Here is a 12867-nt window from a genome sequence, read left to right on the forward strand (position 1 = left end):
CGTGAATGACGGAACCGTCAGGACGGCCGGGCGTGTGCTGGAGCTCTTCCAGGGTGCCCGCCTCACGCCCACCCAGCGGCGGATCGCACAGACCCTGGTCGAACACGCGGCCAAGGCCGCCTACCTGTCCGCGGCCGAGGTCGCCGAGCTGGCCGGGGTCAGCCAGCCGTCGGTGACCCGGTTCGCGATGGCGCTCGGGCACGCCGGCTATCCGGCGCTGCGGCGGGAGCTGCGGGCCCGCACCGCGGACGCGCCGGCCGAGCCGGCCGAACAGAACGCGATGCAGCGCGCGGTGCAGGGTGAGACCGAGCACCTGCGGCGGGTCGGCGAGCAACTGCACGACCTGATCGACGTACGCCGGGCCGCGGCCCTGTTGTCGGCCAGCCGCCCGTTGCCCGTTCTCGGACTGCGCGCGGCCGCACCACTGGCCGCGTACTTCGGGTATTTCGCGGCCAAGGTGTTCCCGGGTGTGCGGGTGCTGGACGGCGGTGGGACGAGCCTGCTGGACCGGCTGGATCAGACCCGCGCGGACGGCGCCGGTGCGATGCTGGCGATCGTGCTCCCCCGCTATCCGCGCGAGTCGGTGGAGGCCGTCCGGGAGGCGAAGGCGGCCGGCCTGGACGTGGTCGCGATCACCGATTCGGCGGTCAGCCCGGTGGCCGAGTTCGCCGACGTGACACTGCCCGCCGCGGTCGGCACACAACTCGTCTTCGACCTGCACACCGGCCCGATGACGATGGCGATGGTGCTGCTCCAAGCGATGTGTGACGCGGCCCCGGAGCCGGTGCAGCGCCGCCTGGAGGAGTTCGAGGCGACGGCCGTACGGCGAAATGTCTTCTTGGCCTAGGGGAGGAAGAACAGTGACGGAGATCAGATCGCCGCGTGGTACGGCGTACACCGCTCAGGGTTGGCCGCAGGAGGCCGCCAAGCGGATGTTGATGAACAACCTGGACCCGGATGTGGCCGAGAGGCCGCGGGACCTGGTGGTGTACGGCGGGACCGGCAAGGCCGCCCGGGACTGGAACTCGTTCCACGCGATGGTCCGGGAGCTGGACGCGCTCAAGGGTGACGAGACACTGCTGGTGCAGTCCGGCAAACCGGTCGGGGTGCTGCGCACGCACGAGTGGGCGCCGCGGGTGCTGATCGCGAACTCGAACCTGGTCGGCGACTGGGCGACCTGGCCGGAGTTCCGCCGGCTGGAGCAGCTGGGCCTGACCATGTACGGGCAGATGACCGCCGGCTCGTGGATCTACATCGGCACGCAGGGCATCCTCCAGGGCACGTACGAGACGTTCGCCGCGGTGGCCGCGAAGCGGTTCGGTGGCGACCTGGCCGGGACGCTGACCCTGACCGGCGGCTGCGGCGGCATGGGCGGGGCGCAGCCGCTGGCGGTGACCATGAACGGTGGCGTCTGCCTGATCGTCGACGTGGACCGCACCCGGTTGCAGCGGCGGGTCGACACCCGGTATCTGGACGTGATCGCCGACGACCTGGACCAGGCTGCCGAGATCGCCCTGACGGCCAAGCGGGAGCGGAAGGCGCTCAGTGTCGGTGTGGTCGGCAACGCGGCGGTCGTCTTCCCGGAGCTGCTGGTCCGGGGCGTCGAGATCGACATCGTGACCGACCAGACCAGCGCCCACGATCCGCTCAGCTACCTGCCGGTCGGTGTCGAGCTGGCGGACTCCGCCGAGCTGGCCCGGACCAAGCCGGAGGAGTACACCGACCGGGCCCGCGGCAGCATGACCAAGCAGGTCGCGGCCATGGTCGGGTTCCTGGACGCGGGGGCCGAGGTGTTCGACTACGGCAACTCGATCCGGGGTGAGGCGAAACTGGCCGGGTACGAGCGGGCCTTCGACTTCCCGGGCTTCGTCCCGGCGTACATCCGGCCGCTCTTCGCCGAAGGCAAGGGCCCGTTCCGGTGGGCGGCGCTCTCCGGTGACCCGGCCGACATCGCCGCCACCGACCGGGCGGTGCTGGACCTGTTCCCGGACAACGATCCGCTGGCGCGGTGGATCCGGCTGGCCGGGGAGCGGGTGGCGTTCCAGGGGCTGCCGGCCCGGATCTGCTGGCTGGGCTACGGCGAGCGGGACAAGGCCGGGGTCCGGTTCAACGACATGGTCGCGCGGGGTGAGGTGTCCGCGCCGCTGGTGATCGGCCGCGACCACCTGGACTCCGGGTCGGTGGCGTCGCCGTACCGGGAGACCGAGGCGATGCTGGACGGCTCCGACGCGATCGCCGACTGGCCGCTGCTGAACGCGCTGGTCAACACCGCGTCCGGGGCGAGCTGGGTGTCGATCCACCACGGCGGCGGGGTCGGCATCGGCCGCAGCATCCACGCCGGCCAGGTGTGTGTGGCCGACGGGACGGCGCTGGCCGGGCAGAAGATCGAGCGGGTGCTGACCAACGACCCGGCGATGGGTGTGCTGCGGCACGTGGACGCCGGGTACGAGTCGCAGTCGGCCGATGGCGTGCAGATTCCGATGTCGCGATGAGTTCCTTCAGCGAGCTGTGGGCGGAGATCGCGCCGATCGGACGGGCGGACAGTGGTGGATATCTGCGGTTCGCGCTGACCGAGCCGGAGCTGACGTTGCGGGACTGGTTCCGTGCTCAGGCATCGGTGCGGGACATGACAGTCACCGAGGACGGGAACGGGAATCTGTTCGCGTGGCGGGGCGAGCCATGGGCCCCGGGGACAGTGCTGACCGGGTCGCATTTCGACTCTGTTCCCCATGGTGGGGGTTATGACGGGCCGTTGGGGATCGTGAGCGCGTTCCTCGCGATCGACGCGGTACCGCATGACCGAAAAATCGGAATTGCGGCATTTGTCGAGGAGGAGGGTGGGCGGTTCGGCGTACCGTGCCTGGGTTCGCGGCTTTTGACCGGCGCCATCGACCCGTCCCGGGCAGCCGCCCTGAAGGACCGCGATGGCATCACGTTCGGTGAGGCACTGGGGGCTATCCCTAGCGGACAAATCGTCCAAGTAGGCCAACTGAGGGCTGTCGTCGAGCTGCACATCGAGCAGGGCATCGCGCTGGAGACACCGGTCGGCGTGGCCAGCGCGATCTGGCCGCACGGCCGCTGGCGGATGGACTTCACCGGCGTCGGCGACCACGCCGGCACCACCCGGATGGCGGACCGGCACGACCCGATGCTGACCTTCGCCTTCACCGTGCTGGCCGCCAACAAGGAGGCCCGGCTGGCCGGCGGGCACGCCACCGTCGGCCGGGTACAGGTCGAACCCAACGCCACCAACGCCATCCCGTCACTGGTCCGCGGCTGGCTGGACGCCCGCGCCGCGGACACCGCCACCCTGGACCGGATGGTCGACGAGGTGGTCCGCAAAGCCACCGAACGGGCCGGCCGGGACGGCACCAGCCTGGCGGTCACCCCCGAATCGGTGACCCCCGAAGTGGCGTTCGACGTGCCGCTCGCCGACCGGCTCAGCAAAGTGCTCAACGACGCCCCGATCCTGCCGACCGGGGCCGGGCACGACGCCGGAGTGCTGTCCGGGCACGTACCGACGGCGATGTTGTTCGTCCGTAACCCCACCGGGGTGTCACATTCACCGGCCGAGCACGCCTCCGACGCCGACTGCGAGGCCGGGGTGGAAGCGCTGGCCACCGTGCTGACGGACCTGTCATGAGGGCGGTCTTCCACGCCCGGCACGCCTGGCTCGGCGACGGCCCCGCGGACAACGTGCGGATCGAGATCGAGAACGGCCGGTTCACCGCGGTCACCCCGGACTCGCCCGCCGACGGGGAGAGCCTGCCCGGCCTGGTGCTGCCCGGCCTGGCGAACGCGCACTCGCACGCCTTCCACCGGGTGCTGCGCGGGCGCACCCACAGCGGCCGGGGCAGCTTCTGGACCTGGCGGCAGCAGATGTACGAGGTAGCCGCCACCCTGGACCCGGACGGCTATCTCGCCCTCGCCCGGGCCGTCTACGCCGAGATGGCGCTGGCCGGGATCACCTGCGTCGGCGAATTCCACTACCTGCACCACGCGCCGGGCGGAGTCCGGTACGCCGATCCGAACGTGATGGGCGCCGCCCTGATCCAGGCCGCCGACGAGGCCGGCATCCGGATCACCCTGCTCGACACGCTCTACCTGACCGCCGGGGTGGACGGGGCGCCGCTGGAGGGCGTACAGCTGCGGTTCGGCGACGACGACGCGGAGACCTGGGCCGGGCGGGTGGCGGGACTCACCGCGGCCCCGCACGCCCGGATCGGCGCGGCGATCCATTCGGTACGGGCGGTGCCCGCCGAACAGCTGCCGATGCTCGCCGGCCGGGGGCCGTTGCACGTGCACCTGTCCGAACAGCGCGCCGAGAACGAGCAGTGCCGGGCCGTGCACGGCTGCACGCCCACCGAGTTGCTGGAGCGGCACGGCATCCTCGGGCCGCAGACCACCGCCGTGCACGCCACCCATCTCACCGACGGTGACGTGAAACTGCTCGGTGACAGTGGTACCGGCGTGTGTCTCTGCCCCACCACGGAGCGTGACCTGGCCGACGGTTTGGCTCCTGCCGTACGGCTAGCCGAACATCAGACAGGTATCAGCCTCGGCAGCGACAGCCACGCGGTGATCGACCCGTTCGAGGAGATCCGTGGCATGGAGATGAACGAACGGCTGGCCACCGAACGCCGCGGCCACTTCACCACCGCGGCGCTGATCGCGGCGGCCACCAACCACCGGAGCCTGGGCTGGGACGACGCGGGCGGTATCGCGCCCGGCCGGCGGGCCGATCTGGTCGCGGTCTCCCTCTCCTCGGTACGCACCACCGGCGCCCGCCCCGACCAGGTGATCTTCGCGGCCACCGGCGCCGACGTCACGCACGTGATCTCCGGCGGCCGGCGGATCGTCGCCGACGGCCGGCACACCCTGGTCGACGTACCGGCCGAACTCGCGAAGGTCCTGTCATGAGCATCGTGATCACCGACATCGGCGAGCTGGTGACCAACACCGGTCACGGCCGGGACCGGCTCGGCATCGTGCGCGACGCGGCAGTGGTCGTCGAGGACGGGCGGATCGCCTGGATCGGTGCTTCGGTGCGGGCTCCGGACGCCGACGAACGGATCGACGCCGGCGGTGCCGCCGTACTGCCCGGTTTTGTCGACAGCCACGCCCACCTGGTGTTCGCCGGAGACCGGGCCGCCGAGTTCGGGGCCCGGATGGCCGGGGAGCCGTACACCGGCGGCGGCATCCGCACCACGGTCGGCGCCACCCGGGCGGCCGGCGACGACGAGCTGCGCCGGGCCACCGGGCGGCTGGTCGCCGAGATGCGGCGGCAGGGCACCACCACGGTCGAGATCAAGAGTGGGTACGGGCTGGACGTCGAGCACGAGGCCCGGTCGCTGCGGATCGCCGCCGAGTTCACCGAGGAGACCACGTTCCTCGGGGCGCACGTGGTGCCCGCCGAATACTCCGATGATCCCTGGAAGTACGTGTCGCTGGTCAGCGGGCCGATGCTGAACGCGGCCCGGCCGTACGCGAAATGGATCGATGTCTTCGTGGAACGTGGGGCCTTCGACGAGGACCAGGCCCGGACCGTGCTGGCCGCCGGCAAGGACGCCGGGCTGGGGCTGCGGCTGCACGGCAACCAGCTCGGGCCCGGTCCGGGCGTCCGGCTCGCCGTCGAGATGGGCGCCGCCAGCGTCGACCACTGCACCCACCTGGACGACGGCGACGTGGACGCGCTGGCCTCCACCACGATCGCGTGCATGTGCGGCGACGGCGGCTGGAGCAGCACCGTCGCGACGCTGCTGCCGGGGGCCGAGTTCTCCACCCGGTCGCCCTATCCGGACGCGCGCCGGCTGCTCGACGCGGGCGTCACCGTCGCGCTGGCCACCGACTGCAACCCCGGGTCGTCGTACACCTCGTCGATGTCCTTCTGCATCGCCCTCGCCGTCCGGGAGATGCGGATGACCCCGGCCGAGGCGGTGTGGGCGGCGACCGCCGGTGGCGCGCGGGCCCTGCGCCGCGACGACGTCGGCCATCTGTCGGTCGGTGCCCGCGCCGACCTGATGATCCTGGACGCCCCCTCCCACCTGCATCTGGCCTACCGGCCGGGTGTCCCCCTGATCCGAACCGTTCTGCACGACGGAGTGCCGCAATGATCGTCACCGTTCAGTCCACCGGGGTCACCCCCGCCGACGTGATAGCCGTGGCCCGGGCCGACGCCCGGGTCGAGATCTCCCCCGCCGCCGTGGAGGCGATGGCCACCAGCCGGGCCATCGTCGACGGCATCGAAGCCTCCGGCCGGCCGGTCTACGGCGTGTCCACCGGTTTCGGCGCCCTCGCCGGCACCTCGATCGCGCCGGAGCGCCGCGCCGAACTCCAGCACGCGCTGATCCGCTCGCACGCCGCCGGGATCGGCGCGCCGATGCCCCGCGAGGTGGTCCGGGCGATGATGCTGCTCCGGGTCCGGTCGCTGGCGCTGGGCCGCTCCGGGGTCCGGCCGGTGCTCGCCCAGGGGCTGGTCGACCTGCTCAACCACGACGTCACCCCGTGGGTGCCGGAGCACGGCTCGCTCGGCGCCTCCGGTGACCTGGCCCCGCTCGCGCACTGCGCGCTGGTGCTGCTCGGCGAGGGCTGGGTGCTGGCCAAGGACGGCTCCCGGATCACCGGCGGCGAGGCGCTGCGCGCGGCCGGGCTGCAGCCGCTGGACCTGGCCGCCAAGGAGGGGCTGGCGCTGATCAACGGCACCGACGGCATGCTCGGCATGCTGCTGCTGGCGATCGCCGACGCCGCCCACCTGTTCACCATGGCCGATGTGACCGCCGCCCTGGCCATCGAGGCGATGCTCGGCTCGGAACGGCCGTTCCTTCCGGAACTGCACGAGATCCGCCCGCATCCCGGTCAGGCCGCGTCGGCCGCGAACATCCACCGGCTGCTGCAGGGCTCGGCCATCATGGACTCGCACCGCGACGACCTGGCACACGCGGTACAGGACGCCTACTCGATGCGCTGCGCACCGCAGGTCGCCGGCGCCGCCCGGGACACCCTCGACTTCGTCACCACGGTCAGCGGGCGGGAACTCGTCTCGGTGGTGGACAACCCGGTGGTGCTGCCGGACGGCCGGGTCGAGTCGACCGGCAACTTCCACGGGGCGCCGCTCGGTTTCGCCGCCGACTTCCTGGCCATCGCCGCCGCCGAGATCGGGGCCATCTCCGAACGCCGCGTCGACCGGCTGCTCGACGTGACCCGCAACCGGGACCTGCCGCCGTTCCTGTCCCCGGACGCCGGAGTCAACTCCGGGCTGATGATCGCCCAGTACACCGCGGCCGGGATCGTCGCGGAGAACCGGCGGCTGGCCTCGCCCGCCTCGGTGGACTCGCTGCCCACCAGCGGCATGCAGGAGGACCACGTGTCGATGGGCTGGGCGGCCGCCAAGAAGCTGCGCACCGTCCTGGACAACGTGACCAGCCTGCTCGCCGTCGAGTTGCTGTCCGCGGTCCGGGGCATCCAGCTGCGGGCCCCGCTGGAGCCGTCCCCGGCCGGGCGGGCCGCGCTGGCCGCGGTCGCGCCGTTCGCCGGCCCGCCCGGCCCGGACCTGTACCTGGCGCCGGTCCTGGAACAGGCCCGGGCGGTCGTCGCCGGCCCGGCACTGCGGGCCGCGATCGAGGAGTCGATCGGCGCACCGGACCTAAACCACGTCGGCGACCACGGCGGCCACGTTGTCCTCGGCGCCCGCGTCGTACGCCCGGGTGATCAGCTTGTCCAGCACCTGCTGCGGATCACCCGGGCCGGCCAGCACCTCCCGCAGCGTCTCCACCGGCACCGCCGTGGTCAGGCCGTCCGAGCAGAGCAGATAGCGGTCCCCGGCCGCCGCCTCGTGCAGCGACAGGTCGGGGCTCGCCTCGCCGTCCCCGGTCAGAGCCTTCACCAGCAAGGACCGTTGCGGGTGTACGGCCGCCTCCGCCTCGGTGAGCCGCCCCTGCTCCACCAGCGACCGGACATGGGTGTGGTCCACGGTGATCAGGCTCAGTTCGCCGTCACGCAGCCGGTAGGCCCTGGTGTCGCCGATGTGCGCCAGCGCCAGCCGCGACCCCGACCAGTACAGCGCGGTCAGCGTCGTGACACCGGCCCCCACCGCCTGCTGTGCGTCCCGCACCGCTTCGGCCAGCGCCCCCAGCAGGTCGTCGGCCGGGACCGTCTGCAACGGCTTCAGCGCGTCGACGGCAGCCGCGCTCGCCCGGCCTCCATCCGGTCCCCGCATCCCGTCGGCAACCGCGATCAACCGCGGCCCGGCATAGGCGGTGTCCTCGTTGCTGTCCCGCACCGGGCCCGCCTCGGACCGTGCCGCGTACCGGATTCCCAGAGTTCCCATCGCACTTCCCCTTCCGGAGAGTTGGTCGACGAGGAAGGCGGCCAGCCGGCCGCGCTCGGCGGTCTCGGCGAGCACCCGCTCCCAGTAGGCGCCGATCGCCACTGCGGCCTCCACGGCCGGCAGCTCACACACCTCACGGATGCCGGCCAGCGGCATCCCGAGCCGGCGCAGCCAGGCGATCAGGCGGGCCTTCTCCAGCTGGTCCGGGTGGTAGAGCCGATAACCCGACTCCCCACCCACCGCGGCCGGCGTCAGCAGCCCCAGCTCGTCGTAGAGCCGCAGCGCCTTCGGCGACAGCCGAACCGCCCGGGCGAACGCCCCGATCGTCATCAGCTCCCGCACCACGGCCTCCTCGTCCCGGCCCGGTCGGCCGGTGCGATGAATGCTGGCCCTTCCCCCAGGGGAAAGGTCAACCCATCTCCCAGAGAGCACTGACCGGTACGGCCCGCATCCGGTCACCGAACGAGAGAGTCCCGGCTCCGGTGTAGAGGACGATGCCGGCGATCAGGTCGTCCCCGAGCCGGTCAGCGATCTTCCGCAGACCGGAGAAGTCGTCGGACCGGACCGTGGAGGCGGCTTTGACCTCGATCGCGACGACCTGGCGCTGCCGGTTCTCCAGAATGACGTCGACCTCGACCTTGTTCTGATCGCGGTAGTGATAGAGATCGACCAGCTGATCGGACCAGGTCATCTGGCGGGCCAGCTCAGCGACGATGAAACCCTCCAGCAGCGGACCGAACGGCTGGCCCGGGCGCAGCATGGTGTGCGCGTCGACGGCGAGTTGCTGAGCGGCGATACCGGAGTCGACAAAGACCAGTTTCGGCGCGTGCGTCGCACGGCTGCCCAGATTGCGGGACCAGCCGGGGATGCGCTTGACGAGGAACACCTCCTCAAGCAACTGCATGTAGCGCGAGATCGTGGGACGGCTCAGCCCGAGGTCGGACTCCAAAGCCCCGGGCACGATCATGGTCGCCGACCGGGCGGCCAGGAGCCGGATCAGAGTCCTCAACTGCGGCGCCTGCTCGATCCTCGCCAGCTCACGCACGTCCCGGTCGATCAGCGCCTGGACGTAACTGTCCAGGAATCGGCCACGACGGCGCGCATCGGGACGGGAGACCGCCTCGGGCAGCCCGCCACGGACGATCCGGGCCGCATAGTCCGCCCTGGTCACGGTGGACTCATGACGTAGATCCGGCCCTTGGGTGAAGACCGCGTCGATGAATCCGTCGGGGGTGCCGTCGATCTCCCCCTGCGAGAACGGCCACAGCTCCACCGTCTCCATCCGGCCCGGGAGCGCGTCCGGTGCGCCGCGCAGGCCGAACAGACTTGACGAACCGGTGAGCAGGAACCGGCCCGGTCGCGGGTCCTCGTCGACCGCGACCTTGATCGCCAGCAGCAACTCCGGCACCCGCTGAATCTCGTCGACGACCACCAGATCGTCGAACGAGACGAATCCGGTCGGGTCGGCCAGTGCCGCGGCACGATCCTGCTCACGGTCCAAGTCTCGGCGCTCTGCGGCACGACCGTCGGCAGCCAGCCTGACCAGGGTGCTTTTGCCGGATTGCCGGGCCCCGCTGACCAGCACCACACGGGTGTCCTCCAGAGCAGCCGTGATGAGCTGTTCGGCATGGCGTGGTCGCAGGTCAGAGGGCTTCACAGCGTCCAGGATACCGCTCCCGTCTTTCGTTTCGCGAGCCTCAGGCTTTCGATCTGCGACGGCATTCCCTTTCGATCTGCGACGCCTTCGCCTTTCACTCTGCGGCGCCCCCCTCCTTCCACTTCGCGACAGCGGACTCCTTCACTTCGCGGTGGCCGGGATGTTCACTTCGCGGTAGCCCGCCCCTTCGCTTCGCGGTGGCCCGGCTCTTCGCCTCGCGGTGGGTCGGCCGGTAGCGCCCGCCGTCGATGGGGCAGGCTCGGGCCATGATCCATCGCCATTCCGGACTCGTCTTCGCCGAGCACACCCTGGACGTACCCCTGCGTCACGCCGACCCGGCCGGGCCGCGCATCGAGATCTTCGCGCGGGAGGTGCGGGAAGCCGGAACGGCGGCTGAGGACCGGCCGTTCCTGCTCTACCTTCAGGGTGGGCCGGGCAACCGGGCGCCGCGGGATCTGCCGGTGTGGCTGCGCCGGGCGGTCCGCGACTACCGGGTACTGCTGCTGGATCAGCGTGGCACCGGCCGCAGTCACCCGCTCACCCGGCAGACCCTGGCCGGCGTGGACGACCCGGCCGGGCTTCTGGCGCTGTTCCGGGCGGACAGCATCGTCGCCGACGCCGAGCTGCTGCGCGCGCACCTGATCGGCGATCAACGGTGGAGTGTGCTGGGGCAGAGTTTCGGCGGGTTCTGCGCGGTCACCTACCTGAGTTTCGCGCCGCACGGGCTGCGCGAGGTGTTCATCACCGGTGGGCTGCCGGGGCTGACCGCGACGGCCGAGGACGTCTACCGGGCCACCTATCCGCGGGTGCTGGCCGCCAACGAGCGCTACTTCGCCCGCTACCCGGGGGACGAGGCGATCGCCCGGCGGGTGGCCGACGCGCTGCGCGACGGCGATGCCCGGCTGCCCGGCGGGGAGCGGCTCACCCCGCACCGGTTCCAGACGCTCGGCATCAACCTGGGTTCACAGGCCCGGTTCGATCTGCTGCACGAGCTGCTGGAGGAGGCGTTCGCCGGCCGGGAACTGTCCGAGCTGTTCCTGCGCCGGGTGGACGCCGTGGTCTCGTTCGCCGAGAAGCCGCTGTTCGCCGCCCTGCACGAGCCGATCTACGGCCAGGGAGCGGCCACCGGGTGGGCGGCGCACCGGGTGCGTGCCGAGTTCCCGGAGTTCGATCTGGATGGTGGCGGCCCGGTCCGGTTCACCGGCGAGATGATCTATCCGTGGCAGTTCGCCGAGGATCCGGCGCTGATCCCGCTGGCCGAGGCGGCGGACCGGCTGGCCGCGAAGTCGGACTGGGCGCCGCTCTACGACCCGGCGCGACTGGCCGTCAACGAGGTGCCGGTGTCGGCGGCGATCTACCACGACGACATGTACGTGGACCGGGATCTGTCCCTGGCCACCGCCGCCGCCATCAAGGGCCTGCGACCGTGGATCACCAACGAGTACGCCCACGACGGCCTGCGCCACGACGAGCGGGTCCTGGACCGTCTGCTGGACCCCGCGTGGNCCGGCGCGATCCGCGCCGGAACTCACCACGCGGAACCTAGCGGGGCAGTTCCTTGGCGATGACCTTGGCCAGTTCCCGGAACGCCTTGCCACGGTGGCTGATCGCGTCCTTCTCGGCCGGGCTGAGCTCGGCGTTGGTCCGCTCCTGGCCGTCCCCGACGAAGATCGGGTCGTAGCCGAAGCCACCCTCGCCGCGCCGGCTGCGCAACAGCCGGCCGGTCTGGCGGCCCTCCACCAGGTGCTCGCGCCCGTTCGGCAGCACCAGCGCGGCGGCGCACACGAACGCTCCGCCCCGCTGCTCGTCGGCCACATCGGAGATCTGCGCCAGCACCAGGTCCAGATTGGCCTGGTCGTCGCCGTGCCGGCCGGCCCAGCGGGCGCTGAACACGCCGGGCATGCCGTTCAGCGCGTTCACCGCGATGCCGGAGTCGTCGGCGACGGTGGCCAGCCCGGTGCGCTTGGCGCCTTCCCGGGCTTTGATCAGCGCGTTCTCGCCGAAGGTCAGGCCGGTCTCGGGCACGTCCGGGTAGTCCGGGAAGTCACCGAGGCCGACCAGTTCGACCTGGGCGACACCGAGCGCGGCGTCCAGGATGCGCTGCAGCTCCACCAGCTTCTTCTGGTTGCCGGTGGCCAGGAGCAGACGTGCGCTCACGCGGCCAGCGCCTTCTGCTGTGCGGCGGCCAGCTCGGCGCACCCGAGCACACCGAGGTCGAGCATGGCGTCCAGCTCGGCCCGGCGGAACACACCGTTCTCCCCGGTGCCCTGCACCTCGACGAAGTCGCCCTCGCCGGTGCAGACCACGTTCATGTCGACGGCGGCGGCCACGTCCTCCTCGTAGTCGAGGTCGAGCCGGGCCTCACCGTCGAACATGCCGACGCTGATCGCCTGGATCGAGGTGTGCAGCACCTTGTCCACCTTGCCGGCCAGCGCCTTGCGGGCGGCCAGCCAGGACACCGCGTCGTGCAGCGCCACATAGGCCCCGGTGATCGAGGCGGTGCGGGTGCCGCCGTCGGCCTGGAGGACGTCGCAGTCGAGGACGATCGAGTTCTCGCCGAGCGCCTTGAGGTCGATGCAGGCCCGCAGACTCCGGCCGATCAGGCGGGAGATCTCCTGCGTACGCCCACCGACCTTGCCCTTGACACTCTCCCGGTCGCCACGGGTGTTGGTGGCCCGGGGCAGCATCGCGTACTCCGCGGTCACCCAGCCGAGCCCGGACCCCTTGCGCCACCGGGGCACGCCCTCGGTGACGCTCGCGGTGCAGAGCACCCGGGTGTTGCCGAACTCCACCAGAACCGAACCCTCGGGGTGGATGCTCCAGTGCCGGGTCAGGGTCACCGGTCGCAGCTGGTCGGCCGTACGGCCGTCGGGACGCGCCATGC

The 12867-nt window shown here is 71.6% G+C and carries 10 protein-coding genes and 1 pseudogene; 7 read left to right on the forward strand and 4 right to left on the reverse strand.

All coding sequences use genetic code 11. The features are described 5' to 3' along the window. The first annotated feature begins 1 nt into the window (after position 1). The 6 genes and pseudogenes from ACQ0O7_RS17400 to hutH form a co-directional block, all read left to right on the forward strand. Positions 2–847, forward strand: coding sequence for a MurR/RpiR family transcriptional regulator (locus ACQ0O7_RS17400; RefSeq protein WP_430783139.1), 846 nt, complete (start codon positions 2–4; stop codon positions 845–847). Then, positions 831–2492, forward strand: coding sequence for a urocanate hydratase (hutU, locus tag ACQ0O7_RS17405; RefSeq protein WP_430783140.1), 1662 nt, complete (start codon positions 831–833; stop codon positions 2490–2492). The genes ACQ0O7_RS17400 and hutU overlap by 17 nt, the downstream gene beginning before the upstream one ends. Continuing rightward, positions 2489–3643 (forward strand): allantoate amidohydrolase, encoded by a 1155-nt coding sequence (locus ACQ0O7_RS17410; RefSeq protein ID WP_430783141.1) that lies wholly within the window; start codon positions 2489–2491, stop codon positions 3641–3643. Before hutU ends, ACQ0O7_RS17410 begins: the two co-directional genes overlap by 4 nt. Then, positions 3640–4920 (forward strand): formimidoylglutamate deiminase, encoded by a 1281-nt coding sequence (locus ACQ0O7_RS17415; RefSeq protein ID WP_430783142.1) that lies wholly within the window; start codon positions 3640–3642, stop codon positions 4918–4920. The genes ACQ0O7_RS17410 and ACQ0O7_RS17415 overlap by 4 nt, the downstream gene beginning before the upstream one ends. Continuing rightward, a complete protein-coding gene (gene hutI, locus ACQ0O7_RS17420; RefSeq protein WP_430783143.1) occupies positions 4917–6113 on the forward strand; it encodes an imidazolonepropionase in 1197 nt (398 codons plus the stop codon). Before ACQ0O7_RS17415 ends, hutI begins: the two co-directional genes overlap by 4 nt. Then, positions 6110–7633: pseudogene (hutH, locus tag ACQ0O7_RS17425) on the forward strand (histidine ammonia-lyase); the annotation flags it as partial. The gene hutI and the pseudogene hutH, both read left to right, overlap by 4 nt. A gap of 9 nt (positions 7634–7642) precedes the next feature. On the opposite strand, the gene ACQ0O7_RS17430 reads toward hutH, so the two are convergent. Further along, positions 7643–8656: a MerR family transcriptional regulator gene (locus ACQ0O7_RS17430; protein WP_430783319.1), complete on the reverse strand. Its 1014-nt coding sequence runs from the start codon at positions 8654–8656 to the stop codon at positions 7643–7645. 79 nt (positions 8657–8735) lie between these two features. Further along, a complete protein-coding gene (locus tag ACQ0O7_RS17435) occupies positions 8736–9983 on the reverse strand; it encodes an ATP-binding protein (RefSeq protein ID WP_430783144.1) in 1248 nt (415 codons plus the stop codon). A gap of 266 nt (positions 9984–10249) precedes the next feature. Here ACQ0O7_RS17435 and ACQ0O7_RS17440 point away from each other — a divergent pair, with 266 nt between their 5' ends. After that, the gene (locus ACQ0O7_RS17440) at positions 10250–11551 is read left to right on the forward strand and encodes an alpha/beta fold hydrolase (RefSeq protein WP_430783145.1); all 1302 of its coding nucleotides are present in this window, start codon (positions 10250–10252) and stop codon (positions 11549–11551) included. On the opposite strand, the gene rdgB is transcribed toward ACQ0O7_RS17440, so the two are convergent. Further along, on the reverse strand, positions 11526–12140 hold the full coding sequence (gene rdgB / locus ACQ0O7_RS17445; RefSeq protein ID WP_430783146.1) for an RdgB/HAM1 family non-canonical purine NTP pyrophosphatase: 615 nt from the start codon (positions 12138–12140) through the stop codon (positions 11526–11528). The two genes, ACQ0O7_RS17440 and rdgB, sit on opposite strands and share 26 nt — an antisense overlap. Next, complete coding sequence (gene rph / locus ACQ0O7_RS17450) at positions 12137–12865, reverse strand: ribonuclease PH (protein ID WP_430783147.1); 729 nt, start codon at positions 12863–12865, stop codon at positions 12137–12139. The genes rdgB and rph overlap by 4 nt, the downstream gene beginning before the upstream one ends. Positions 12866–12867 lie beyond the last annotated feature (2 nt).

Source organism: Actinoplanes sp. G11-F43 (assembly GCF_050589265.1).
GTDB lineage: Bacteria > Actinomycetota > Actinomycetes > Mycobacteriales > Micromonosporaceae > Actinoplanes.